This is a genomic window from Streptomyces sp. NPDC003635 (genome assembly GCF_053587635.1).
The window spans coordinates 104,632-128,571 of record NZ_JBSFOK010000018.1 but is presented as its reverse complement, the minus strand read 5'-3'; the positions used below and the strand labels follow the sequence as shown (position 1 = coordinate 128,571).

Sequence of the window (23,940 nt, the reverse complement as noted above, 5' to 3'; positions counted from 1 at the left end):
ATCGGAGAAACAGTCATGGCCCAAGCCGCAGCCGTGGCGAAACCGCCCGCGCCACCGAGGCGGCGCCGTGCCTCCGCCACCCCCCGCAGACTGCCGTACCTGCTGATCGCCCCGGCCGCCCTGCTGATGCTGGGCTTCATCGCCTACCCGGTCATCAGCGTCTTCTACTACAGCCTCCAGGACTACAACCCCACCAAGCCCTGGCGGAACGGCTTCGCGGGCTTCGACAACTTCGTCCACGCCTTCACCGACGACCCGCTGTTCTGGGACACCCTCGTCTTCAGCGCCAAGTGGGTCTTCGTCGAGGTCGGACTCCAACTGCTCTTCGGTCTGGCGCTGGCCCTCATCGTCAACCAGACCTTCGTGGGACGGGGGCTCGGCCGCGCGCTGGTCTTCTCGCCCTGGGCCGTCTCCGGTGTGCTGACCTCCGCGATCTGGGTGCTGCTCTACAACTCCCAGACCGGCCTCACCCGTTACCTCGCGGACATGGGCATCGGCTCCTACGGCACCAGCTGGCTGTCGGACACCTCCACCGTCTTCCCGGCGGCGATCGTCGCCGACCTGTGGCGCGGAGTGCCCTTCTTCGCGATCCTCATCCTCGCCGACCTCCAGTCCGTCTCGAAGGACCTGTACGAGGCCGCCGAGGTCGACGGGGCCAGCCGGTTCAAGCAGTTCTGGCACATCACGCTGCCCCATCTGAAGGACGCCATCATCCTGTCCACGCTGCTGCGCGCGGTGTGGGAGTTCAACAACGTCGACCTGCTCTACACCCTCACCGGGGGCGGGCCCGCGGGGGAGACGACGACACTCCCGCTGTACATCGCCAACACCAGCGTCGACGCCCACAACTTCGGCTACGCGTCGGCCCTGACGACCGTGGCGTTCGTGATCCTGCTCTTCTGCTCGATGGTCTATCTGCGGCTGAGCAAGTTCGGAGGTGAGAGCAAGTGAGCGTCAAGGAAGCCGTCCCCGTCGTGCCCGCCGCCCGGCGGAACCCGCCGCCGCCGCGCCCTTCGGGCAGGCACCGCGCCTGGGACGAGGTCCCGCGTTGGCACATCTACCTCCCGCTCGGCATCTATCTGCTCTTCACCCTGATCCCGTTCTACTGGATCCTGCTCTTCGCGCTCCGCCCGGCCGGCTCCACCTCGCTCGTGCCCTGGCCGATGACCTTCGACCACTTCGAGAAGGTCTGGAACGAGCGCAGTTTCGGCACCTACTTCCAGAACAGCGTCCTGGTCGGCGTCGCCACCCTGGTGATGACGACCCTGGTCGCCCTGGCCGGCGGCTACGCCCTCGCCCGGTTCGACTTCAAGATCAAGCGGGCCTTCATGCTCGGCCTGCTCTGCTCGCAGTTCGTGCCCGGCGCGCTGCTGCTGGTGCCGCTGTTCGAGATCTTCGCCGAACTGCAGATGATCAACTCGCTGGGCAGCGTCATCCTCGCGGAGACGGTCTTCCAGCTCCCGCTGTCGATGATCCTGATCAGCAACTTCATCAAGAACGTGCCGTACTCCCTGGAGGAGGCCGCCTGGGTCGACGGGTGCGGGCGGCTGCGGGCCTTCCGGGTCGTCGTCCTGCCGTTGCTGCGGCCCGGGCTGATCGCGGTCGGCTCCTTCGCCTTCGTGCACTCCTGGAACCACTTCCTGTTCGCGCTGATGTTCCTCAACAACCAGGACAAGCAGACCATCCCGGTCGGCCTGAACACCCTGATGAGCGCGGACAGCGTCGACCTCGGCGCGCTCGCGGCGGGCGGCATCATCGCCGCCGTACCCGTCGTGCTCGTGTTCGCCTTCATCCAGAAGTGGCTGATCACCGGCTTCAGCGCGGGGGCGGTGAAGGGATGAGACACCACCGGTTCCCCGTCCCGCGCGCCCTCCTGGGCGTGCTGAGGAAGCACCTCGCCGCCCACGACCCCCGCGCCTGGGGCTCCGCCAGGCCGAGCGGACCTCAGGAGGAGGCCCGCCGGGCCTCGGCGCGGCGGCGGGCCGAGTGCGGTCTCACGGGCGACGTGGGCTGGACACCTACACGCGGCACGGGCGCGGGGAGGATCCCATGAGCGGCACCGACATCGTCCTGGCGGGCGCGCGCGGCCACGGTCGCTGGCATCTGGAGAACATCCGACGGCTCCAGGACAAGGGCGTCGTACGGCTGGCCGGAATCTGCGAGCTGACGCCCCTGACCGAGGCGGAGATCCCCGCGGGCCTCGGCACGCCCGAGCAGTCCGCCGACCTCGGCGCGCTCCTGGACTCCACCGGCGCCCGTGTCGCGGTGATCTGCACCCCGATCCCGACCCACACGGACCTGGCGCTCCAGGCGGCGGCCCGCGGTGTGCACCTGCTGCTGGAGAAGCCCCCCGCTCCCTCCTTCGCCGAGTTCCGGCGCATGGCGGACGGGGTCGCTGCGGCGGGCGTCGCCTGCCAGATCGGCTTCCAGTCGCTCGGCTCGCTCGCGGTGCCCGCGATCCGGCGGATGATCGCCGAGGGCACCATCGGCCGACTCGTCGGCATCGGCGGGGCCGGCGCCTGGGCCCGTCCCGAGGCCTACTACCGGCGCGCACCCTGGGCCGGCAAGCGACGCCTGAACGGCGTCGACGTGATCGACGGGGCGCTGACCAACCCGCTCGCGCACGCCGTCGCCACCGCGCTCGCGCTCGGCGGATCCAGCCGCGCCGAGGACGTCACCGACGTCGAGACCGAGCTGCTGCGCGCCAACGACATCGAGTCCGACGACACCTCCTGCGTCCGTGTCTCCACCTCCCAGGGTCACCCGGTCGCCGTCGCCGCCACCCTGTGCGCGGAGCATCCCGACGAGCCGTATGCCGTGGTGCACGGCAGCCGCGGCCGGATCACCTTCTGGTACAAGCAGGACCGGGTCCTGCTGCAGCGCGCGGGCCACGGCCCCGAGGAGTCCGAGTACGGCCGTACCGACCTGCTGGAGAACCTCGTACGGCATCTCAACGACGGCGCCGAGCTGCTCGTCACCCCCGAGGCGACCGGCGCCTTCATGAAGGTCGTCGAGGCGATCCGGCTCGCCCCGGACCCCGACCCGCTGCCCGCCGGGGTCTGGCAGCAACTCCCCGGGGAACAGCGCCGGGTCGTGCCCGGCATCGACGGCCTGGTCGCGGCCGCCGCCGACTCCCTCGCCCTCTACTCCGAGCTGGGCGCCCCCTGGGCGCTGCCCCACGGACTCCGCAAAGAGGTGAGCACATGACACCCCACGACACCCCGGTCCTGCGGGTCGCGGGCCGCCCGGTCGGCCGGTACGCCACCCGGCCCGAACTGCCGGACCGGCTCTCCCCGCGCCCCTATCTGCACCCGGTCACCACCCTGTCCGGTACGGCGGTCACCGAGCTGAGCCCCGCCGACCACCTCCACCACCTCGGCGTCGGTGTCGCCGTTCCCGACGTCGAGGGGCACAACTTCTGGGGCGGGCGCACCTTCGTCCGCGACCAGGGCCCGACCGAGCTGGACAACCACGGCGCCCAGCGCCACGCGGGCTTCCAGCTGCGTGACCCGGACGGCTTCGTGCAGGAGCTGCGCTGGATGGCGGCGGGCGCCGAGCTGCTGCGCGAGCGCCGTACCGTCGCCGCGACCGAACTGACCGACTCCGCCTGGGCGTTGGATTTCACCTTCGCGCTCACCAACCTCACGGCCGGCGTGCTGTCCATCGGCAGCCCCGCCACCAACGGGCGCCCCGGCGCGGCCTACGGCGGCTTCTTCTGGCGGGCCCGCAAGGAGGCCTCGGCCCCGGACGTCCTCACCCCCGCCGCGGAGGGCGAGGAGGCGGCGCACGGCAGCCGCGCCGACTGGGTCGCCCTGGTCGGCTCCACCTGGACGCTGGTGTTCGCCGGGGCGACCGAACGCACCCGCCGGGACCCGTGGTTCGTGCGGGCGGCCGAGTACCCGGGGGTGGGTTCCTCCCTGGCGTACGAGGACCGGCTGCCGATCGCCCCCGGCGACACCGTCGTCCGCAGGATCGTCACCGTCGTCGCCGACGGACGCCTCGACCGGGACGCGGCGACGGCGCTCATCAGGAAGGCGGTGAGCCAGTGACGACCTACACCAACCCGGTCCTGAACGCGGACTGGTCCGACCCGGACGTCCTGTGCGTCGGCGACGACTTCTTCCTCACCGCCTCCAGCTTCGGCCGCGCCCCCGGGCTGCCCCTGCTGCACTCCCGCGACCTCGTCAACTGGACCCTGGTCGGCCACGCCCTCGAACGCCTGGAACCGGCCGCCGAGTTCAGGACGCCCCGGCACGACTGCGGGGTCTGGGCCCCTTCCCTGCGCCATCACGACGACCGCTTCTGGATTTTCTGGGGCGACCCGGACCAGGGCATCTACCAGGTCAACGCCCCTGCGATCCGGGGGCCGTGGACCCGGCCGCACCTGCTGAAGTCCGGCAAGGGGCTGATCGACCCCTGCCCGCTGTGGGACGAGGAGACCGGCGAGGCCTACCTGGTGCACGCCTGGGCCAAGTCCCGCTCCGGCGTCAAGAACCGCCTCACCGGGCACCGGATGCGCCCCGACGGCACCGAACTCCTCGACGACGGCAAGGTGATCGTCGACGGCGACCGGATCCCCGGCTGGTTCACCCTGGAAGGCCCCAAGCTCTACCGGCACGACGGCTTGTTCTGGATCCTCGCCCCCGCCGGGGGAGTGGAGACCGGCTGGCAGGGCGCCTTCCGCTCACGCGCCTTCTTCGGCCCGTACGAGGAGAGGATCGTCCTCGAACAGAAGGACACCGAGGTCAACGGTCCCCACCAGGGCGGTTGGGTGCGCACCCCGGCGGGTGAGGACTGGTTCCTCCACTTCCAGCAGCGGGGCGCCTACGGCCGGGTCGTGCACCTCCAGCCGATGCGCTGGGGCGCCGACGGCTGGCCGGTCCTCGGCGACGCGGGCGCCCCCGTCGCCGTACATCGCAAGCCCGCCCTGCCGCCGCAGCCGCCCGCCGCGCCCGCCACCGACGACGACTTCCCCGGCGGACGGTACGGCCGGCAGTGGCAGTGGACCGCCAACCCGCGCGAGGGCTGGTCCACCCAGCACTCCGCCGACGGGCTCCGGCTGACCTGCGTCCGCACCGCCGACGCGCACGACCTGCGCAGGATGCCGAACGTCCTCACCCAGCGGCTGCCCGGGACGCCGGCCGCCGTCGAGACCGAACTGCGCCTGGACACCACGGAACCGGGAGCGCGGGCCGGGCTCGCCGTCCTCGGGGACGCCTTCTCCTGGATCGGGCTCCAGCGGGGCACCGACGGCACGGTCCACCTGGTCCACCGGTTCGCGGAAGCCGTCGCCGAGCAGGAGCGGGACGCCTCGCATCCCCGCCTCGCCCCCGAGGGGCGGGCGCGGCTGCGCATCGAGATCGGATCCGGGGCCCGCTGCCGCTTCTTCCACGACGTCGGCGACGGCTGGACCCCGTCAGGGCCCGTCTTCGCGGCCACCCCCTGGCGCTGGGTCGGCGCCCTGCTCGGTCTGTTCGCCCTCGCACCCACCGGTCAGGGACACGCCGGTGCGGCGAGCTTCACGCACTTCCGGGTCGTTCCCTCGTAACTCGCCGTCCCCGTAGGCCTGTTGGGAGCCGCAATGACGCACCTCCGTGACAAGCGCCTGACCGGTTTCACCTCCCTCACCCTGTATGTCCGCCACTGCCCCCCACCACTCCACATCTCGCTGGATCCAGAAGAAGAGAGCCGACCAATGAAGATCAGCATCAGTAGAAGCAGGCGCGCTGCCATGGCCGTCGCCCTGGGCTCCGTGCTCGCCCTCACCGTCACCGCCTGCGGCGACGACGGCAGTGGCGGCGGCGGGGATAAGGGATCCGAGGGTTCCGGCACGGGCAAGATCGTCTTCTGGGACAACAACGGCGGTGTGCGCACCGACATCTGGAAGGAGATCATCGCCGACTTCGAGAAGGCGAACCCGGACATCGAGGTCGAGTACGTCGGGATCGCCTCCACCGAGTACCAGTCCAAGGTCGACACGGCCATCCAGGGCGGCGGCCTGCCGGACGTCGGCGGTGTGGGCGCCGCCATGCTCGCCGGGTTCTCCGCGCAGAACGCCCTGGAGCCGCTGGACGACCGGCTCGCCGGGTCCGCCCTGAACGGCAAGCTCAACGAGGACATGGTCACCTCGCTGAAGGCGGCCGGGGGCGGCGACGATGCGCTGTACTCCATTCCGACCTCCGCGAACAACGGTGTCCTCTACTACCGGACCGACCTGTTCGAGAAGGCGGGTCTGGACGAGCCGTCGACCTGGGACGCCTTCTACGAGGCCGCGGAGAAGCTGACGAACTCCAAGAAGAACGAGTTCGGTTACACGATCCGGGGCGGCGCCGGATCCATCGCCCAGGCGCTGGACGCGATGTACGGGCAGAGCGGGATCACCTCGTTCTGGAACGGCGACAAGACCACCGTGAACGACCCGAAGAACGTGGAGGCGCTGGAGAAGTACGCGGCGCTCTACAAGAAGGTCACCCCCGCCGCCGACCTCAACAACGACTTCACCAAGATGGTCGCGCAGTGGGACTCCGGCACCATCGGGATGCTGAACCACAACCTGGGTTCGTACCAGGACCATGTGAAGGCGTTCGGCACCGACAAGTTCCGGGGGATTCCGCAGCCGGTGGGTGCCGGCGGCAAGCGGGTCCAGGTGTCCAACCCCGTCGACGGTCTCGGGGTGTTCCAGAGCTCCAAGAACAAGGAAGCGGCCTGGAAGTTCATCGAGTTCGCCGTGTCGCACGAGGAGAACTCGAAGTTCAACGAGTCCGCGGGGCAGGTGCCGGCGAACAATGACGCGGCGAAGGACGCGTGGGTCTCCACTGCCGAGCCCACGAAGCTGGCGGCGCAGGCGCTGACCGACGGTTCCACGACCATCGTCCAGCTGCCGTACTACCTGCCGGACTGGAACACCATCTCCAAGGCCGACAACGAGCCGAACTTCCAGAAGGTGCTGCTCGGGGACCTGGACGCGAAGGAGTTCCTCGACACCCTGGCCGAGCAGCTCAATGAGGCACAGGCCGAGTGGAAGGAACAGAGTTCCTGAGCATTCGAGGGCTGTTGTCGCGTGGGGGGCTGCCGGCCTGTCGTGGCTGGTCGCGCCCACGCGGCAGAGCCGCACATCGACGCAGCCCCGCGCCCCCAGGGAAGGAAGGTCACGTCAGTTGTCGATGTCCCGTAGACAGGTCGCCGCCTTCGCCGCTGCTTTGCCTGTCACCTTCGGTACTGCCCACGCCGGTGAGCAGCGCTCGCGCACCGTCTTCATCGCCGGGGATTCCACCGCCGCTCAGAAATACGCCGACGCCGCTCCTGAGACCGGGTGGGGGATGGCCCTTCCCTTCTTCCTCCGGAAGGCGCTCGTCGTCTCCAATCACGCTGTGAACGGGCGCAGTTCCAAAAGCTTCGTCGACGAAGGGCGGCTGGAGGTCATTCTCGGGGCCATTCGGCCCGGGGACTTCCTGCTGATCCAGTTCGCCCACAACGACGAGAAGGCCACGGACCCGACCCGGTACACCGAGCCCTGGACGACGTACAAGGACTGTCTGCGGCGGTACGTCGAAGGGGCCCGGACCCGTGGGGCCCGGCCCGTGCTGGCCACCGCCGTCGAGCGGCGGAGGTTCGACGCCGACGGCAACGCTTCGCCGAGCCACGGCGACTACCCGGCGGCGATGCGTTCGCTCGCCGAGGAGGAAGGGGTGGCCCTGCTCGACGTTCAGGCGCTGTCACTCGCGTTGTGGCAGTCGCTCGGGGTCGAGGAGACGAAGAAGTACTTCAACTGGACCGCCACCGAGCAGGACAACACGCACTTCAATCCGCCGGGGGCCATCGAGGTGGCCCGGCTCGTGGCGCGGGAGCTGCTGCGTACGCGGGTGCTGCGCCCGCGGGATCTGCGGCGGCTCGACGAGGTGATCCCGGACGCCTGGATCACCTGGCCCGAGGCCGCCGCCTGAACCACTGACCACGTGAGAGAAGAGAGCCGCACCATGAACACAGAGAAGTGGCATGGGCATGCCATTACCAGAGGCGCCGTGCTGATCGGCTGTACCGCGCTCGTGCTCGGGGTGACCGGGGCCGCCCAGGCCGGTTCCTCCCGTGACCTGGGCCGTGAGGTGCTCGCCGCCGGGGACGGATGGGCCTCGGAGGGGGCCGGGACCACCGGGGGCGCCGCCGCCGACGCCGCGCACGTGCACACCGTCTCCACCTGGGCCGAGTTCAGGGCCGCCCTCGCCGACGGCGGGACCGCGCCCCGGATCATCGCGGTCAAGGGCGTGATCGACGCCGTCTCGGAGGGGTGTGACTCGCTCGCCGCCGAGGGGTACGACTTCCAGCGGTACCTCGCCGACTACGACCCCGCGGTGTGGGGGCACGACACCCCGGTCAGCGGGGAGCAGGAGGATCTGCGGGCCGCGTCCGCCGCGAACCAGGACAAGATGATCAAGGCGAGCGTGCCCGCGAACACGACGATCGTGGGCGTCGGGCGCGACTCCGGGATCCGCGGCGGCAGCCTGCAGATCCGGGGTGTCGACAACGTGATCGTCCGGAACCTCACCATCGAGGCCCCTCTCGACTGCTTCCCGCAGTGGGACCCGACCGACGACAACAAGACCGGCGCCTGGAACTCCGAGTACGACGGGGTCGTCGTCTACGGGTCCACCCATGTGTGGATCGACCACAACACCCTGACCGACGGCCGGTATCCCGACAGCTCCCTGCCGGAGTACTTCGGCAAGGTCTACCAGCAGCACGACGGGCTGGTGGACGTGGTGCGCGGTGCCGACCACGTGACCGTGTCCTGGAACTCCTTCCGGGATCACGACAAGACCATGCTGATCGGCAACAGCGACGGCGCGGGCTCGACCGACTCCGGCAAGCTCAGGGTCACCCTGCACCACAACCGCTTCGAGGGCATCGTGGAGCGGGCGCCGCGCGTGCGGTTCGGGCAGGTCGACGTGTACAACAACCACTTCGTGGTGACCGGCGGCCAGAAGTTCGGCTACGTCTTCGGCATCGGCGCCTCCTCGCAGCTGCACGCCACCGACAACGCCTTCTCGCTGGCCTCCGGGATCAGCACCGGCAAGCTGCTGAAGAAGTGGAACGAGGCTCCGCTGACCGCCGAGAACAACTACGTCAACGGCAGGCTCACCGATCTGATCGCCGTCCACAACGCGGAGATCCCCGCCGAGACCCTCCAGTCCGGCGTCGGCTGGACGCCCACGCTGCGCACCAGGGTCGATCACCCGCGGGCCGTCCCGGGCATCGTCGACCACCGCGCCGGAGCCGGCCGCATCTGCTGACCCGCGCCACGGCCGGGGCGCCCGCACTCGCCCCGGCCGCTCCCGGAAAGGAGAGCACGCGCATGCATGTCCCCCTGTCCAGAAGGGGTTTCCTGGTGGCGAGCGCGGGCGCGGCCGTCGCCCTCGGCGCCACCCCCGCACCGGCCGCCCCCGGCCCCCGCCCGTTCGGCCGGTACGGCTCGCCCGCCGCCCGGCTCACCCCGACCACGCTCTACGTCGACCCGCACGGGCGCGGTGACCACACCACCGTGCAGTCCGCGGTGAACGCCACCACCGGCAGCGGCTGGACGCTGGTCCTCGCGCCCGGCACCTACCGGGAGACGGTCACCGTCGACCTCTCCCGTACCGAGATGACCTGGCTCGGCGCCGGAGACGGCCCCCGTGAGGTGGTCATCGTCTACGACAACGCCGCCGGCACCCCCAAGCCCGACGGCTCCGGCCCTTACGGCACCACCGGCTCGGCCACCACGACCGTGCGCGCCGACGGCTTCACCGCCCACCGGATCACGTTCGCCAATGACTGGCTGCGCGCCGATCACCCCCGGATCAGCGGCACGCAGGCCGTCGCCCTCAAGGTCATGGGCGACCGCTCCGCCTTCCACCACTGCCGCTTCCTCGGCCACCAGGACACCCTGTACGCCGACACCGGCGCGCTCACCGTCTTCGCCCGGCAGTACTTCGCGCACTGCTATGCCGAGGGCGATGTCGACTTCGTGTTCGGGCGGGCCACGGCCGTCTTCGAGCACTGCCACTTCCGCACGCTGACCCGCACCGACCTGACCGCCGCCCCGTACGGCTTCGTCTTCGCGCCCTCGACGGCGGGCGCCAACCCGCGCGGCTACCTGGTCACCAGGAGCCGTGTCACCAGCGAGGCCCCGGACGCCTACTACAAACTGGCCCGCCCCTGGGTGCCCAGCTCCGACCGGACCGCGAGCCCGATGCTCACCGTCCGCGAGACCTGGCTCGGCCCCGGTGTCGACGCGGTCGCGCCCTACGCCAACATGTCGGACGCCTACCCGTGGCAGCGGCAGCGGTTCGCCGAACACCGCAACCTCGGCCCCGGCGCCGAGATCACGGTCCCGGAGAACCGCCCCCAACTCACGCCCGAGCAGGCGGAGTCGGTGACGCGGGCTTCGTATCTCGGGGACTGGCAGCCCTGGAAGGAGGACTGCTGATCGGGTTCCGCGCGTCGGAGCGCAGCGCCCCCCACCGGTCGTCACCGGTGGGGGGCGCTTCTTCTGCTGACCGAGGGGGGCTCAGGTCAGCAGGCCCTTGGGGTTACTGGTACGTGATGTCAGACGCGGTGAAGCGGCATGACGTTCCGTCCGGGCCCACACCGAGCTGCGTCGGCTCGGCGCCGGTGTTGTTGCCCTTGAACCGGACGCACGTCTTGATCTTCTTGCCGCTGTCCCCGTGGACACGGACCTTGCGCAGCGAGGCGGTGTCCCCGTAGTTGGAGTTGATGCCCACGATCGAGTTCATCGGCGCGGTGACATCCACGTCGTTGATGATGACCGTGCGCTTGTACTGCGTGGAGCAGTTGCCGCAACTGCGGACCAGTTTGCCGGAGTTGGCGACCTGGAACTTGCTCACGACCAGCTTGCCCGCGCCGTTGAACTGCAGGACCTTGTCCGAGCCGTTCTTCGCGCCGCCGCCGTAGACCGTGTACACGGAGCCGGCGGACTTGCCCTTGAAGGTCGCCGCGTCCTCGCCGACGTCCAGCCACCACACGTTCTGGAGCGTGCAGGAACCCAGGCAGTGCACGCCGTCCGCGGCCGGGGTGCCGATGATCACGTTTTTCAGGACCGCGCCGTCGGCCAGCTGGAAGACCGGGTCCTGGCCCTCGTCCTGGCTGTCGCCGCCGAGCGCGCCGCTGCCGTAGAACTTCTTGTAGCCGCCGTCGTAGGTGCCCGACACCTTGATGGTGCTGGTCACGGCCTGGCTGCCCTTGGCGGTCGGCCAGGAGGAGGCGGCGCCCGCGGAGGACAGCATCGTCGTGGTGACGATCGCCGCGCCGGTGATGCCGAGGGCCGAGGCTGAGGCGATCACGGCCCGCCGCTTGGTGACCCGGCGGCGGTGGCGGACGCGCTGTTCAGCTGGTGCAGTCATGCCCATTCCTTGCGTGGGGAGTTGTTCCTTGCGCTACCTGGTCGCCGCCGGTCGGGAATGGGTTGCCGCTGCTTCGGGAATTTCCTACGAGCCGCCTTCGGCGTCCGCCTCGTCGTCCTCGTGGGGAGCGAAGTCGCCCGCCACGGACAGTTCTTCGTCGCCCGCGTGGGCCGTCGCCGAGTAGCCGTCGGCCTGGGCGTCCCGGCCACCGCGGTCATGGTCGTACTGCCCCGCGAACACCCACTCGCCCGCCGGGACCGTCCGGCCGTCCTTGAGGACCCAGGTGTAGACGAGGAAGCCGTCCCGCTCGTCGACCGTCAGCGTGAAGTCGCCCTCGGGCAGCGAGCGCCAGGCGCCGGAGGAGGTCACCCCGCCGGTCTGCGCGACCTTCAACTTCACTGTCAGCTCGCTGAGTTGCTCGTCGGTCTTCAGGGTCACATTGCTCTGCGCCCAGAACTCGTTGCTGTGCGGGTCGACCGAGCCGTCCGACCACAGCGGACCGTCCTCCGCACCGGCGGCGGGCGGCGTCCCGGTGTGCGTCGGCCCCGCCGTGGTCGGCGAGCCGCTCGGCTCGCGGGTGGCCTCCTTCGACGACTCCGGGCTGGGGTCGGCCGGGGGAGCGGGCCGGACCGGCGCGCGGCTGGTCGCGTCCGGCGAGGGGGTGGGCGTCGGCGACGTGGCCACCGTCTGCTGCGGGGTGTCCTCCTTCACGGCCGACGCCACCGCGTACCCGCCGATCGCCAGCACGCCCGCGACCGCGGCGGTGGCGCCGACCACGCGCACCCAGCCGAACACCGGCGGGCGGGTCGATCGGTGGTCGGAACGGATCCGCCCCGGAGTCTCCATACCGCGCTCGATCCGGGCGAGGATGCGCGCGCGGTTCGGCTCGTGCGCCTCGGCCGCCTCGTGCAGCCGGGCGCGCAGTTCGTCGTGCACGTCCCGCCGCATCGTCATCGGTCCCCTTCCGCGGTGTCGCCGGTGCGCGCCATCGCCGCGTGCACCTTGCGCGATGCCCCCTGGGAGCCGAGCAGCCGTTGCAGCTCCGCCATCCCCTTCGAGGTCTGGCTCTTGACCGTACCGACGGAGACCCCGAGGGTGAGCGCGGTGTCCTTCTCCGAGAGGTCGAAGGCGTGCCGGAGCACCACACAGGCCCGTTTGCGGAACGGCAGTCTACGCAGCGCCTCCTGGACGTCGACCACTCCGGCCACGTCCGGGTTCTCGGTCTTCTCCTCGCGCTGCGACCAGAACAGGGCGATCCGGCGCCGCTCGCGCACCGCGCCGCGGACCCGGGTGCGGGCCAGGTTGGCGACCACGCCCCGGGCGTAGGCGACGGGGTGGTCGGCCGCGCGGACCCGGTCCCAGCGATGCCACAGCGCCAGCAGGGCGTCCGCGGCCAGGTCGTCGGCGGCGTCCGCCTCGCCCGTCAACAGATGCGCCAGCCGGGAGAGTTCGGCGTAGTGGCGTTCGAAGAAGGCATGGAACTCCACGGCGGCCGCGTCGTCGACGACTGTGCCCACGGGCGACCTCTCCTGCCTGTGAGTGACATGTGAATGACATGCGAGGGGGTGGGGGTGTTACGGAGATCATCCGGTCGAGGTGCGGAAGCGTAGCAGTGATCGAACACCTGACGTGTACGGGGATTCGAACGACGTGTGGTCCATCGCACGTGAACAGCGCTGATTCCGTAACACGGGGAAAACCTGAACCCGGTTCAACAGGGGAACAATCCAGCCAGCATCCGCACATCGAGCAGTCAGGCATCAAGGAGCCGCAGCCATGTCCGAGACCCAGAAGACCGTCGACCGGCCAGGGAGCCCACCGCCCGCCGCGAACAGCGTCGACCGCTTCTTCAAGATCTCCGAACGAGGGTCCACCTTCGGCCGCGAGATACGCGGCGGCTTCGCCACGTTCTTCACCATGGCCTACATCCTTGTCCTGAATCCCATCATCCTGGGCAGCGCGAAGGACAAGTTCGGCGAGACGCTCGATCCGGTCCAACTCACCACCGCCACCGCCCTGGTGGCCGCCGTGATGACGGTCATCATGGGCGTCGGCGGCAACCTCCCGCTCGCGCTCGCCGCGGGCCTCGGCCTGAACGCCGTCGTCGCCTTCCAGATCGCCCCGCTGATGAGCTGGGACGACGCGATGGGCCTGGTCGTCCTGGAAGGCCTGCTGATCTGCGTCCTGGTCGTCACCGGCCTGCGCGAGGCCGTCATGCACGCCATCCCGCAACCCCTGAAGCAGGCGATCAGCGTCGGCATCGGCCTGTTCATCGCCTTCATCGGCTTCGTCGACGCCGGCTTCGTCAGCCGCATCCCGGACGCGGCGAACACCACGGTTCCGGTGCAGCTCGGGGGCACCGGCACCCTCACCGGCTGGCCGATCCTCGTGTTCTGTCTCGGGGTGCTGCTGACGATCGGGCTGCTCGCGCGCAAGGTGAAGGGCGCGATCCTGATCAGCATCGTCGTCATGACGGTCGTCGCGCTCGTCATCAACTCGGTCGCCGACATCAAGAGCTGGGGCCTGACCACGCCGGAGTGGCCCGACCAGCTGGTCGACACCCCCGACTTCGGACTCATCGGCCAGTTCAGCCTGTTCGGCGCGTTCGGCGAGACCACGGTCATCACGGTCGTGCTGCTCGTCTTCACGCTCGTGCTGTCCGACTTCTTCGACACCATGGGCACGGTCGTCGGCATCACCGCCGAGGCGAACCTGCTGGACGAGGAGGGCAAGGTCCCGAACCTCGGTCGGGTGCTGCTCATCGACGGCGCCGCGGCGGTCGCGGGCGGTGCGGCCTCCTCGTCCTCCGCGACCTCCTACATCGAGTCGGCGGCGGGCGTCGGCGAGGGCTCGCGCACGGGCTTCTCCAACCTGGTCACCGGCGGCCTGTTCGCCCTCGCCCTCTTCCTCGGTCCGCTGCTCACCATCGTCCCGCTCCAGGCCGCGGCGCCCGCCCTCGTCGCCGTCGGCTTCCTGATGATGACCCAGGTCAAGCACATCGACTGGGACAGGTACGAGATCGCCATCCCGGCCTTCCTGACCATCGCCGTGATGCCGTTCACGTACTCCATCACGAACGGCATCGGGGCGGGCTTCGTCGCCTACGTCCTCATCAAGTCCGTGCTCGGCAAGGCGAAGGAGGTCCACTGGCTGCTGTGGGGCACCTCGGCGCTGTTCCTGGTGTACTTCGCCATCGACCCGATCGAGCAGGTGCTGGGCGTCAAGTAGCCCTCAGTCCGCCAGCGCCGCCTGCATCATCGCCTTCGCCACCGGCGCCGCCAGCCCGTTGCCACTGACCTCGGAGCGGGCGGCGTCGGACTGCTCGACCAGGACCGCGACCGCCACCTCCTCGCCGCTCGTGTCGGACTTCGCGTAGGAGGTGAACCAGGCGTACGGCGTCTCGCTGTTGTTCTCGCCGTGCTGGGCGGTGCCGGTCTTGCCGCCCACGGTCGCACCGGAGAGCCGCGCGTTCGTGCCGGTGCCGTCCTCGACGACCGTCTCCATCGCCGACTGAAGCTGTTCGGCCGTCGTGGAGCTGACGACCTGCGTGGTGTCCGCGTCGGAGTCGTGGTCCTGGAGGACATCGCCGCCGCCGTCGGTCACCTGCGACACCATGTGCGGCGACACCTGCCTGCCGCCGTTGGCGATGGTCGCCGACACCATGGCCATCTGCAACGGCGTCGCCGTGACGTCGAACTGGCCGATGCCGGTCAGCGCGGTCTGCGCCTCGTCCATGCCGGAGGGGTACACGCTCGGGTAGGCGCGGACCGGGACGTCCTGCTCGTCGTCGTTGAAGCCGAACTTCTCGGCCATCGCCCTCACCTCGTCCTGGCCGAGGTCATGGGCCATCTTCGCGAAGACGTTGTTGCAGGAGTACTGCAGCGCGACCCGGATCGAGGCGTTCTCGCAGGGCGCCGACTTGTTCTCGTTCTCCAGCACCGTGACGGTGCCCGGCAGCGTGTACGGGTCCGGGCTCTTCGTCTTCTCGTCCACCGAGGAGTACAGCCCTTCCTCCAGCGCGGCCGCCGCCACGACCAGCTTGAACGTCGAACCCGGCGCCACCGGCTGCCGCAGCGCGCGGTTGGTCAGCGGCTTGTCGGAGTCCTCGGTGAGCTTCTTCCAGGCCGTCCCGGCCGTGTTCGCGTCCGTCAGCGACGAGGGGTCGTACGAGGGGGTCGACACGACCGCCAGGATCTGACCGGTCGTCGGGTCGATCGCGACCGCCGCGCCCTTCTTGTCGCCGAGCGCCTCGTACGCCGCCTTCTGCACCCCGGGGTCGATCGTCGTGATCACGTTGCCCGGATCGGCCCGCGTGTCGGTGACCGTGTCCATCACGGTCTTCAGCCGGTTGTCCGTGCCGTTGAGAACGTCCTGGTAGACGCCCTCCAGCTGGGTCGGCGCGTACGCCTGGGAGGCATAGCCCGTCACCGCCGCGTACAGCTCGCCGTCGGTGTACGTGCGCTTGTACGCGAGATCGCCGCCCTTCGTCCGTACCGAGCCGGTGATCGACTCACCGGCCACGATGATGTTCCCGAGCGGTGCCGCGTACGTCTGAATCGCGTTCCGCCGGTTGTCCGTGTCGTCCGCGAGTGCCCGGCCCTCGTAGAACTGCACCCAGGTCGCCCTCACCAGCAGAGCGAACACGAGGAGCAGCGTGAAGACCGATGCGCGCCTGATCGTCTTGTTCATCCCACCGGCAGGACGAGCGGACCGGAGTGAATCGTTCCCTCGCGGGGCTTTTCTCATCGAGTGTTCATGAAGCCCGCCTCGTAGGCGGCGATCACGGCCTGCGTGCGGTCCCGCGTGCCCGTCTTCGCCAGGACCGCCGCCACATGCGACTTCACGGTGGCCGGACCGACCTCCATGCGCCCGGCGATCTCCGCGTTGGTCAGCCCGCCCGCCATCAGCCGCAGTACCTCGCTCTCCCGGCCGGTGAGCCGCGCCACCCAGGGCGGTGGGGCGGGATGGGACCGCGCGTGCTCGGTCGCGAGGGTGCGTACGGCCGCCGGGAACAGCAGGGTGTCGCTGCGCGCGATCAGCCGTACCGCCTGGACGAGCGCGTCGGCTTCGGCCCGTTTCAGCAGGAACCCGGCGGCTCCGGCGCGCAGGGCGTCGTACACGTAGGAGTCGTTCTCGAACGTCGTCACGACGACGATCCGGGGCGGGTGCGCGAGCGTGGCGAGGATCTGCTCGGTGGCGCGGATGCCGTCGATCTCCGGCATCCGGACGTCCATGAGGACGACGTCCGGGGTCCGCTCACGGACGACGGACACGGCCTCCGCGCCGGTCGCGGCCTCGCCGACGACCTCCAGGTCGGGCTCGGCGGAGAGGATGGCGCGCAGCGCGGTGCGGACCATGCGCTCGTCGTCGGCGAGGACGATACGGATCGTCATGCGGGTCCCTTCAGGGGCAGTCTTACGAGCAGCCGCCACACGCCTTCCGTGGCGCCCGCCCGCGCCGTCCCGCCCAGCAGCCGGGCGCGATCGGCGATCCCGCGCAGGCCGTGGCCCCCGCCGGGGCGGCCGGCGGGGGTGGAGGTGACGGGGTTGTCGAGGGTGATCTCCAGGTGCCCGTCGGCCAAGGCGATCCGCAGGGACACGGGCTTTCCCGCGTGCTTGAGGGCGTTGCTCAACCCCTCCTGCACGATGCGGTAGGCCTCGCGGGACAGGACCGGCGGCAGCGTCCCGGGGTCGACGCCGACCTCGGCCGTGATCCGCAGTCCGCCCGCCCGCGTGCGGTCCAGCAGTCCGTCCAGGTCGGCGGCGAGCGTGGGCGCGGGTGCGGTGCCGGGCGCGTCGCCCTCCCGCAGCACCCCGAGGACCGCGTCGAGTTCCCCCACCGTGCGCCGGGTGGTGTCCTCGATCGCGGCCAGCGCCTCGCGGACGAACTCCGGGTCGCTGTCGAGGAGCCGGCGGGCCGCGCTCGCCTGGAGGGTGACCGCGCTCAGGGCGTGTCCGACGGAGTCGTGCAGCTCGCGTGCGAGCCGGTTGCGTACGGCCAGATCGGCGGCGCGGGCCTCGGCCGCCGCGAGCCGGTCCTCGGGACTCGGGCCGAGCAGGTCCGGTGCCCAGCGGGCGAGCAGGGTGCCCGCGCCGCCCGCGCACGCGGCGAGCGCGACGAGGCAGGCGACGCCCGCGACCGGGGTGAGCGCCAGTGCCCAGGGCTGGTCCCAGGCCTCGGGCATGCCGATCAGACCGTCGCTGAAAGCGGCGACCACGGGCAGGGCGATCAGTACGGCGGCGAACGGCGGCACCGCGAGCGACATCCCGGCGATGATCCCGCCGAAGCCCAGATGCAGCGTGAACCAGGCCGCCGAGCGCACCTTCGCCACCCGGCCGCGGGCGGGCTCGTAGGAGAGCCGGTCCGCGTCGACGGCGCACAACGAGCGCACGGCGGCGGCCTCCAGGGAGCGGGTCAGCGGGAACAGGGCCGCGGTGATCGCGGCCAGCGGCAGGCCGACGGCGAACGACAGGAGCTGAGCGCGGGGATCGCCCCAGAACCGGTTCGTGCCGAGGGCGGGGCCGACGACGACCTCGCCGACGAAGACGTACGGCATCGCGAGCGCGCCGCCGAGGATCAGATGGATCCAGCGCCGGCGCGTCCGCCGCCCGAACAGGAACCGGGCGGTCCTCCTCACCCGCGCCGCCGGGGGAGGGCGGCGGACCGTCGCGCGAGGAAGTCGGCCCCTACGGCGGCCACCAGGACGCCGGTGATCATCTGGCCGGCGTAGGCGAGGTGCAGCGGCCGCGTCGTCTGGTCGGTGTCGATGAGCGCGGCCAGCGACAGCCACGCTCCCCAGCAGGCCGCGGCGCCGGAGCCGACCCAGGCGAGGGCGAGCGGGACCCGGACGGGCAGCGCCGGGGCGCGGCGGAAGGCGAGCGGCAGGACACCGCAGACGGCCGCGAGGAGGAAGAGGGCGTCGAGGGCGCGCAGGAGGTCGCCGCCGTAGGCCCGGTGCAGGTGGAGGAGGAGCGGGAGGACGGCGACGGTGGAAGCCGCGAGGGCGCCGACGCGCTGGACGGGGCCCACGCGGGCGCGGGGCAGTTCCCAGAGCCGACCGCGCCACAGGTGGCCCCAGCGGTCGCGGGCGTACAGGGCGAAGAGGGCGCCCAGGGCGAGTCCCTGCACGATGAAACCGCCGTAGACGACGCTGAACACCCACTCGTGGAGGAAGGGTTCGGAGGGGCTGTCGTCGGTGGGGTCCAGCAGGAGCTGGAGCGGAAACCCGACCATGATCGGTGCGAGCAGGCCGGTGGCGACCCACACCGGCCCGGCCAGCAGCCAGGCCGGCACCCGCAGCCCCCAGGGCCGGGTGAGCACGAACGCCAGCACGATGACGCAGGAGTCCATCAGGAGCGTGACCCCGTTGGCGACGGCCATCACCCCCCGCCGCTCCAGCAGCGAACTGCCCGCCGGAATCCCGACCTCGCTCCCCGCCAGCCAGGCGACCTTCAGTCCGAGATACGGCAGACAGGCGGCGATCGCGACAGCGCGCAGGAGTGCGCGGGAGCGGTACGGGACGAGAAGTGACTGCGTCATGCCCTCACGCTCTCGCGGCCGCGTATCCGCCCGCCTCCTGCACGGCGACGATTCCCCTCCGCCGCAGGGGGGAGAAGCTGATCACCTCAGAGTCGGCGCGTGGCCAGGGTCAGCCGGTCCCGGGCGTCGAACAGGGCGTCCTTCACCATCTGTTCGTGCGCCGGGGTCAGCCGGGCGACCGGGACCGAGCAGCTGATGGCGTCGCGGGCCGGGGTGCGGTACGGGATCGCCACGCCGAAGCAGCGCAGGCCCAGCGTGTTCTCCTCGCGGTCCACGGCGAAGCCCTGTTCACGGACCTGGTGCAGCTCCTCGATGAGCTTCTCCCGGTCCGTGATCGTGTTCTCCGTCAGCGCCGGGAGCGTCTCCGGGAGCATCTTGCGGACCTGTTCGTCCGTGTACGTGCTCAGCAGGGCCTTGCCCAGGGACGTGGAGTGGGCGGGGAGCCGGCGGCCGACCCTGGTGAACGGGCGCAGGTAGTGCTGGGACTGGCGGGTGGCCAGGTAGACCACGTTCGTGCCGTCGAGACGCGCCAGGTGGATGGTCTCCGTCGTGTCGTCCGACAGCCGGTCCAGCGTGGGCCGCGCCGCCGCCACCACCTCGTCGCCGTCGATGTACGAGGTGCCCACCAGCAGCGCCCGCACCCCGATGCCGTACCGCGTCCCCGTCGCGTCGGTCTCCACCCAGCCCAGCTCCACGAGCGTGCGCAGCAGCATGTACAGGCTGGACTTGGGGTATCCGACCGCCTCCTGGACCGCCGCGAGGGAGTGCATACCGGGGCGGCCGGCGAAGTATTCGAGCAGTTCAACCGTCCGTACCGCGGACTTGACCTGCGCCCCGCCCCCCGTCTCGCCTGCCGACATCGCCCTTGACCCCTTCGTTCGACGGGAAATAGTCTCCAACAGCATATTCACCATGAGAGACAGCGTTCAGTATATCGAACAACCCTGGTGAATGACCCCGTACTGCGGCAATACATGTGTGGAGGGACCCGCGGTGGCAGCAGCACCAGTCTGGAGTGTCGACCCCCGTACCGGGAAGCAGCGCGAGCAGGTTGCGGTGGAGGCCACAGCCCAGGAGGTGGACGCCGCCGTCCGCGCCGCGCGCGAGGCGCTCACGGCCCTCACCGACCGCACCACGCGCGCGGCCTTCCTGCGGACGGCCGCGGCGAAGCTGGAAGCCGCCAGGGACCAGCTCGTCGAGGTCGCCGACGCCGAGACCGCGCTCGGACCGGTCCGGCTGACCGGTGAACTCGCCCGCACCTGCTACCAGCTGCGGGCCTTCGCGGACATCGTCGACGAGGGCGCCTTCCTGGACGTCGTCATCAACCACCCCGACGACACCGCGACCCCGCCGATCCCGGACCTGCGCCGCTACAAGGTGCCGCTCGGGGTCGTCGCCGTCTACTCCGCCTCCAACTTCCCCTTCGCCTTCTCCGTCGCGGGCGGCGACACCGCCAGCGCGCTCGCCGCGGGCTGCCCGGTGGTCGTCAAGTCCCACCCCGACCACCCGGCCCTGTCCGAGCTGGTCGCCAAGGTCCTGCGCACGGCCGCCGCGGAGCACGGCATCCCGGCGGGCGTCCTCGGCCTGGTCCACGGTTTCGAGGCGGGCATCGAGCTCATCAAGCACCCGCTGGTCTCGGCGGCCGGTTTCACCGGTTCGGTACGAGGGGGCCGTGCCCTCTTCGACGCGGCCGCCGCCCGCCCGGTCCCGATCCCCTTCCACGGCGAGCTGGGCTCCCTGAACCCCGTCCTCGTCACGGAGGCCGCCGCCGCCGAGCGCGCGGAGGCCATCGGCACCGGGCTCGCCGGGTCGATGACCCTGGGCGTCGGGCAGTTCTGCGTCAAGCCCGGCCTGGTGCTGGCGCCGGCCGGCGCGGCGGGCGACCAGCTGGTCAAGTCCCTCACCGACGCCGTGAGCAACGTCGGCTCCGGAGTCCTGCTGGACCACCGTATGCGCGACAACTTCGTCGCCGGGGTCGCCGAGCGGGCCGAACTCCCCGACGTGGAGTCGCCGGTGACGCCGGGCGCGGGCGGCGAGCACACCGTCAGCCCGGGCTTCCTCACGGTGGCCGCGGAGAAACTGGTGGCCGAGGGCGCGTACGACCTGCTGCTGGAGGAGTGCTTCGGTCCCGTCACGGTCGTGGCCCGCTACGAGGACGAGGACGAGGCGAAGTCGGTGCTCTCCCGGCTGCCGGGCAACCTCACCGCCACCGTGCACCTGTCCACCGAGGAGGCCGCGGGCCGGGGCCGGGGGCCCGAACTGCTCGCGGAACTGACCCCGTTGGCGGGCCGGGTGCTGGTCAACGGCTGGCCCACCGGTGTCGCCGTGGCCCCGGCCCAGCACCACGGCGGCCCGTACCCGGCCACCACCTCGACCTCAACCTCCGTCGGCGGTACGGCGATCGAGCGGTGGCTGCGTCCGGTCGTGTACCAGGGCGCCCCCGAGGCGCTGCTCCCCCCGGAGCTCAAGGACGACAACCCGCTCGGCCTGCCGCGCCGCTTCAACGGCGGCCTGGAGGGCCGCGGCTAGAGTCCCGCGTCCCGGGCCAGCAGGGCCGCCTGAACCCTGTTCTCGCACTCCAGCTTGGTCAGGATCCGGCTCACGTAGGTCTTCACCGTGGCCTCGCTCATGTGCAGCCGGGCGCCCGCGTCCGCGTTGGACAGGCCCTCGCCGAGCAGGGCGAGGACATCGCGTTCCCGCTCGGTGAGGCCGGCGAGGCGGCGGCGGGCCTCCTCGCCGCGCGCGGTGGCGGCCGGGGAGGCGAGGGTGTCCACGACGTGCCGGGTGGCGGCCGGGGAGAGATAGGCGTTCCCGGCCGCCGCCGCGCGCACCGCGTGGATCAGCTCCTGCGGCGCGGAGTCCTTCAGCAGGAAGCCCGCGCCGCCGTGGCCGAGGGCCCGCAGGACGTTGTCCCGTTCGCCGAAGGTGGTCAGGATCAGCGCACGGACCCCCGGCGCGGCCCGGCCCAGCTCGGCCAGTGCGGTCAGCCCGTCCATCACCGGCATCCGGATGTCCAGCAGCGCCACGTCGACCGCGCCGCTCCGGGCGGTCTCCACCGCCTCCTTGCCGTTCGCCGCCTCGGCGACGACGTCGATGTCGTCGGCCGAGGTGAGGATCATCCTGATCCCGGCCCTGATGAGCGGCTCGTCGTCGGCGACGAGGACCCGGATCACACGGCCTCCTGCGCGGTGTCGGTGCGATGAACTGATGACCAGAGCCCCGTCATCATGCCCGATCCGCCCGCGGCCCCTACGGCTCGTACGCGTAGGACTCCTTGGCGACCAGCTCCCCGCCCCGGAAGCAGAACCGGTAGACGATGTCCGCGTCGGCGTCCACGAAGTGCCGGCAGGACGCGTCCTTCGGCAGCGGCGGACCCTGCTCCTCCACCCCGTCGGTGAGGATGGAGTCCCCGTCCGGCAGTCTCCTCTCCACGTCCGCCTCGGCGTCGCCGATCCGCGCGGACCGGTACACGTCCTTCGATATCGTGCCGCTCTCCACCTCGTCCCACAGGGCCTTCAGCCCCCACACCACCAGGGCGCCCACCCCCACGACGAGGACCAGAGCGGTGACCCCGCAGCCGACGGCGACCTTCTTCTTGCTGCTCATGATGGCGGCGAACTCCCCTTGCGGATCGGAACGGTCGATGACCGCACCACCGTCACCCGCCGCCCCGGCGCCGAGCTGCCCCCGAAAGTCGTCGTTCGCGTCGACGGAGGTCGCGGCGTCCGGGCGGGGCCGGGCCTCGTCGCCGTACGAGCCGTACGGCAGAACGCCCGCCAGCCGGAAACCGCCCTCCGGGGTGGGCCCGGTGTGCACCATGCCGCCGACCAGCCGGGCCCGCTCCCGCAGCCCCGCGAGGCCCTGCCCGCCGCTGACCGCGGGCCTGGACGCGGGCGCCCCCGGCCCATTGGCCACCTCGACCACCAGGCTGTCCGGCTCGTACCGCAGGGCCACGGTGATCGGGGCGCCCGGCGCGTGCTTGTGCGCGTTGGTCAGGCCCTCCTGGGCGATCCGGTACGCCGCGTGGTCGGCGGCCGGGGCCAACGGCCGTACGGTGCCCGTCCGCTGGAGCTCCACCTGCGCGCCCGCCGCCCGCGACGACTCCACCAGACCGTGGACCGTGGCCGCCCCGCGTGCCGGGGGCGGCTCGGCGTCCGGGTCCTGCCCCTCGGGCACACCGTCGCGCAGGATGCCCACGACCTCGCGCAGCTCCCGCATCGCCGCCACCGAGGCCTCCCGCAGGATGCCCACGCCCTGCCTCTGGCGGTCGCCCAGGTCGGGGTCCACCTCCAGCGCCCCGGCGTGCACGGAGATCAGGGCGAGCTGGTGGCCGAGGCTGTCGTGCATGTCCTGGGCGATGCGCTGGCGTTCGAGGAGCCGGGCCTGCCGGGCCACCATCGCCTGCTCGCGCACGAGCTGGGCGTTGTGCCGGCGCAGGGTGTCCAGCAGCGCGTGCCGCTGGGCGCGGTAGCGGGAGGCGAGGCCCGGGACGACCACCAGCGCCAGGAAGGAGCCCGCCCCGATCGCGGCCGTCACGAGCGGCGACAGTTGGACCTCCGCGTCGGACGTCCCGCCCACGGCGAGGGCGACATGCAGCACGAACCCGACGGCGTACGCGGCCAGCGCCCGCCCGGGCCGCAGGATGCGGCTGCCCGCCGACCAGCTCGCGTACATCAGCAGCGGCGTCGCCCCGGCCACCGCCCCCGCGAAGGCCGCCGAGGCGATCAGCACCGTCGCCGGCAGCGACCGGCGGGCCAGGGACAGCACGGCCACGCCCAGGACCACGGCTCCGGTCCGCGCCCCGAATCCGGCCTCGGCGGTGTCGAACAGCCCCGCCAGCGAGGCGAGCACGACGGTGAGCACCACCTCGCCCGCGACCCTCCTGCGGGGCCACGGGGAGGTGGCGGCGAGCCGGGAGCGGAGGGTCCGGCCGGGTGCGGGTATGACTGCTGGTGCGTCCACCCGCCGACCATAGTCAGCGGACCGCGACGGCGACCGTCCTCTT

The 23,940-nt window shown here is 71.3% G+C and carries 21 protein-coding genes; 11 read left to right on the top strand and 10 right to left on the bottom strand.

From position 1 onward, the window contains the following. Positions 1 to 15 precede the first annotated feature (15 nt). The 9 genes from ACWDRW_RS19165 (at position 16) to ACWDRW_RS19125 (ending at position 10,462) form a co-directional block, all read left to right on the top strand. Entirely contained in the window at positions 16 to 951 is a 936-nt protein-coding gene (locus tag ACWDRW_RS19165) for a carbohydrate ABC transporter permease (protein WP_451724621.1), read from the top strand. Beyond that, positions 948 to 1,841, top strand: coding sequence for a carbohydrate ABC transporter permease (locus ACWDRW_RS19160; RefSeq protein WP_451724620.1), 894 nt, complete (start codon positions 948 to 950; stop codon positions 1,839 to 1,841). Before ACWDRW_RS19165 ends, ACWDRW_RS19160 begins: the two co-directional genes overlap by 4 nt. A gap of 208 nt (positions 1,842 to 2,049) precedes the next feature. Then, a complete protein-coding gene (locus ACWDRW_RS19155) occupies positions 2,050 to 3,207 on the top strand; it encodes a Gfo/Idh/MocA family protein (protein WP_451724619.1) in 1,158 nt (385 codons plus the stop codon). Continuing rightward, positions 3,204 to 4,049, top strand: a complete 846-nt coding sequence (locus ACWDRW_RS19150; RefSeq protein ID WP_451724616.1) for a DUF6807 domain-containing protein — start codon at positions 3,204 to 3,206, stop codon at positions 4,047 to 4,049. Before ACWDRW_RS19155 ends, ACWDRW_RS19150 begins: the two co-directional genes overlap by 4 nt. Further along, positions 4,046 to 5,548: a family 43 glycosylhydrolase gene (locus tag ACWDRW_RS19145; RefSeq protein ID WP_451724615.1), complete on the top strand. Its 1,503-nt coding sequence runs from the start codon at positions 4,046 to 4,048 to the stop codon at positions 5,546 to 5,548. The genes ACWDRW_RS19150 and ACWDRW_RS19145 overlap by 4 nt, the downstream gene beginning before the upstream one ends. Positions 5,549 to 5,695: 147 nt before the next feature. Further along, a complete protein-coding gene (locus tag ACWDRW_RS19140; protein WP_451724613.1) occupies positions 5,696 to 7,039 on the top strand; it encodes an ABC transporter substrate-binding protein in 1,344 nt (447 codons plus the stop codon). A 118-nt stretch (positions 7,040 to 7,157) separates the two neighbouring features. Beyond that, positions 7,158 to 7,943, top strand: coding sequence for a rhamnogalacturonan acetylesterase (locus tag ACWDRW_RS19135; protein WP_451724612.1), 786 nt, complete (start codon positions 7,158 to 7,160; stop codon positions 7,941 to 7,943). A gap of 33 nt (positions 7,944 to 7,976) precedes the next feature. Then, a complete protein-coding gene (locus ACWDRW_RS19130; protein ID WP_451724611.1) occupies positions 7,977 to 9,287 on the top strand; it encodes a pectate lyase family protein in 1,311 nt (436 codons plus the stop codon). A gap of 62 nt (positions 9,288 to 9,349) precedes the next feature. Continuing rightward, entirely contained in the window at positions 9,350 to 10,462 is a 1,113-nt protein-coding gene (locus tag ACWDRW_RS19125) for a pectinesterase family protein (RefSeq protein WP_451724609.1), read from the top strand. A 103-nt stretch (positions 10,463 to 10,565) separates the two neighbouring features. On the opposite strand, the gene ACWDRW_RS19120 is transcribed toward ACWDRW_RS19125, so the two are convergent. From ACWDRW_RS19120 to ACWDRW_RS19110, 3 genes are all read right to left on the bottom strand, one after another. Beyond that, complete coding sequence (locus ACWDRW_RS19120; RefSeq protein WP_451724607.1) at positions 10,566 to 11,396, bottom strand: pectate lyase; 831 nt, start codon at positions 11,394 to 11,396, stop codon at positions 10,566 to 10,568. 84 nt (positions 11,397 to 11,480) lie between these two features. Continuing rightward, the gene (locus ACWDRW_RS19115) at positions 11,481 to 12,350 is read right to left on the bottom strand and encodes a hypothetical protein (protein ID WP_451724605.1); all 870 of its coding nucleotides are present in this window, start codon (positions 12,348 to 12,350) and stop codon (positions 11,481 to 11,483) included. Beyond that, positions 12,347 to 12,913: a SigE family RNA polymerase sigma factor gene (locus tag ACWDRW_RS19110; protein ID WP_451724603.1), complete on the bottom strand. Its 567-nt coding sequence runs from the start codon at positions 12,911 to 12,913 to the stop codon at positions 12,347 to 12,349. Before ACWDRW_RS19110 ends, ACWDRW_RS19115 begins: the two co-directional genes overlap by 4 nt. A 259-nt stretch (positions 12,914 to 13,172) precedes the next feature. Here ACWDRW_RS19110 and ACWDRW_RS19105 point away from each other — a divergent pair, with 259 nt between their 5' ends. Further along, positions 13,173 to 14,624, top strand: a complete 1,452-nt coding sequence (locus ACWDRW_RS19105; protein WP_451724601.1) for an NCS2 family permease — start codon at positions 13,173 to 13,175, stop codon at positions 14,622 to 14,624. Between the two features lie 3 nt (positions 14,625 to 14,627). On the opposite strand, the gene ACWDRW_RS19100 is transcribed toward ACWDRW_RS19105, so the two are convergent. The 5 genes from ACWDRW_RS19100 to ACWDRW_RS19080 form a co-directional block, all read right to left on the bottom strand. Continuing rightward, positions 14,628 to 16,085: a peptidoglycan D,D-transpeptidase FtsI family protein gene (locus ACWDRW_RS19100; protein WP_451724599.1), complete on the bottom strand. Its 1,458-nt coding sequence runs from the start codon at positions 16,083 to 16,085 to the stop codon at positions 14,628 to 14,630. 53 nt (positions 16,086 to 16,138) lie between these two features. Next, on the bottom strand, positions 16,139 to 16,789 hold the full coding sequence (locus ACWDRW_RS19095) for a response regulator (RefSeq protein WP_451724597.1): 651 nt from the start codon (positions 16,787 to 16,789) through the stop codon (positions 16,139 to 16,141). Next, a complete protein-coding gene (locus tag ACWDRW_RS19090) occupies positions 16,786 to 18,033 on the bottom strand; it encodes a sensor histidine kinase (protein WP_451724595.1) in 1,248 nt (415 codons plus the stop codon). The genes ACWDRW_RS19095 and ACWDRW_RS19090 overlap by 4 nt, the downstream gene beginning before the upstream one ends. Beyond that, the gene (locus ACWDRW_RS19085; RefSeq protein WP_451724593.1) at positions 18,030 to 18,935 is read right to left on the bottom strand and encodes a hypothetical protein; all 906 of its coding nucleotides are present in this window, start codon (positions 18,933 to 18,935) and stop codon (positions 18,030 to 18,032) included. Before ACWDRW_RS19085 ends, ACWDRW_RS19090 begins: the two co-directional genes overlap by 4 nt. Positions 18,936 to 19,021: 86 nt before the next feature. Then, positions 19,022 to 19,795, bottom strand: coding sequence for an IclR family transcriptional regulator (locus ACWDRW_RS19080; RefSeq protein ID WP_037743746.1), 774 nt, complete (start codon positions 19,793 to 19,795; stop codon positions 19,022 to 19,024). A gap of 133 nt (positions 19,796 to 19,928) precedes the next feature. Between ACWDRW_RS19080 and ACWDRW_RS19075 the strand changes: the two genes are divergently transcribed. Further along, entirely contained in the window at positions 19,929 to 21,464 is a 1,536-nt protein-coding gene (locus tag ACWDRW_RS19075) for an aldehyde dehydrogenase (NADP(+)) (protein WP_451724592.1), read from the top strand. Here ACWDRW_RS19075 and ACWDRW_RS19070 read toward each other — a convergent pair. Together ACWDRW_RS19070 and ACWDRW_RS19065 are read right to left on the bottom strand one after the other, a co-directional pair. Further along, on the bottom strand, positions 21,461 to 22,108 hold the full coding sequence (locus ACWDRW_RS19070) for a response regulator transcription factor (protein WP_451724589.1): 648 nt from the start codon (positions 22,106 to 22,108) through the stop codon (positions 21,461 to 21,463). The genes ACWDRW_RS19075 and ACWDRW_RS19070 overlap by 4 nt on opposite strands. A 76-nt stretch (positions 22,109 to 22,184) precedes the next feature. Then, the gene (locus ACWDRW_RS19065) at positions 22,185 to 23,897 is read right to left on the bottom strand and encodes a sensor histidine kinase (protein ID WP_451724587.1); all 1,713 of its coding nucleotides are present in this window, start codon (positions 23,895 to 23,897) and stop codon (positions 22,185 to 22,187) included. Between the last annotated feature and the right edge of the window lie 43 nt (positions 23,898 to 23,940).

What these genes read in the sequence shown, in the direction of transcription:
- ACWDRW_RS19105 (WP_451724601.1), top strand. Translation starts at nt 13,173, where the DNA reads ATGTCCGAGACCCAGAAGACCGTCGACCGGCCAGGGAGCCCACCGCCC.
- ACWDRW_RS19085 (WP_451724593.1), bottom strand. Translation starts at nt 18,935, where the DNA reads ATGACGCAGTCACTTCTCGTCCCGTACCGCTCCCGCGCACTCCTGCGC.
- ACWDRW_RS19155 (WP_451724619.1), top strand. Translation starts at nt 2,050, where the DNA reads ATGAGCGGCACCGACATCGTCCTGGCGGGCGCGCGCGGCCACGGTCGC.
- ACWDRW_RS19095 (WP_451724597.1), bottom strand. Translation starts at nt 16,789, where the DNA reads ATGACGATCCGTATCGTCCTCGCCGACGACGAGCGCATGGTCCGCACC.
- ACWDRW_RS19115 (WP_451724605.1), bottom strand. Translation starts at nt 12,350, where the DNA reads ATGACGATGCGGCGGGACGTGCACGACGAACTGCGCGCCCGGCTGCAC.
- ACWDRW_RS19150 (WP_451724616.1), top strand. Translation starts at nt 3,204, where the DNA reads ATGACACCCCACGACACCCCGGTCCTGCGGGTCGCGGGCCGCCCGGTC.
- ACWDRW_RS19140 (WP_451724613.1), top strand. Translation starts at nt 5,696, where the DNA reads ATGAAGATCAGCATCAGTAGAAGCAGGCGCGCTGCCATGGCCGTCGCC.
- ACWDRW_RS19120 (WP_451724607.1), bottom strand. Translation starts at nt 11,396, where the DNA reads ATGACTGCACCAGCTGAACAGCGCGTCCGCCACCGCCGCCGGGTCACC.
- ACWDRW_RS19100 (WP_451724599.1), bottom strand. Translation starts at nt 16,085, where the DNA reads ATGAACAAGACGATCAGGCGCGCATCGGTCTTCACGCTGCTCCTCGTG.
- ACWDRW_RS19165 (WP_451724621.1), top strand. Translation starts at nt 16, where the DNA reads ATGGCCCAAGCCGCAGCCGTGGCGAAACCGCCCGCGCCACCGAGGCGG.
- ACWDRW_RS19080 (WP_037743746.1), bottom strand. Translation starts at nt 19,795, where the DNA reads ATGTCGGCAGGCGAGACGGGGGGCGGGGCGCAGGTCAAGTCCGCGGTA.
- ACWDRW_RS19125 (WP_451724609.1), top strand. Translation starts at nt 9,350, where the DNA reads ATGCATGTCCCCCTGTCCAGAAGGGGTTTCCTGGTGGCGAGCGCGGGC.
- ACWDRW_RS19130 (WP_451724611.1), top strand. Translation starts at nt 7,977, where the DNA reads ATGAACACAGAGAAGTGGCATGGGCATGCCATTACCAGAGGCGCCGTG.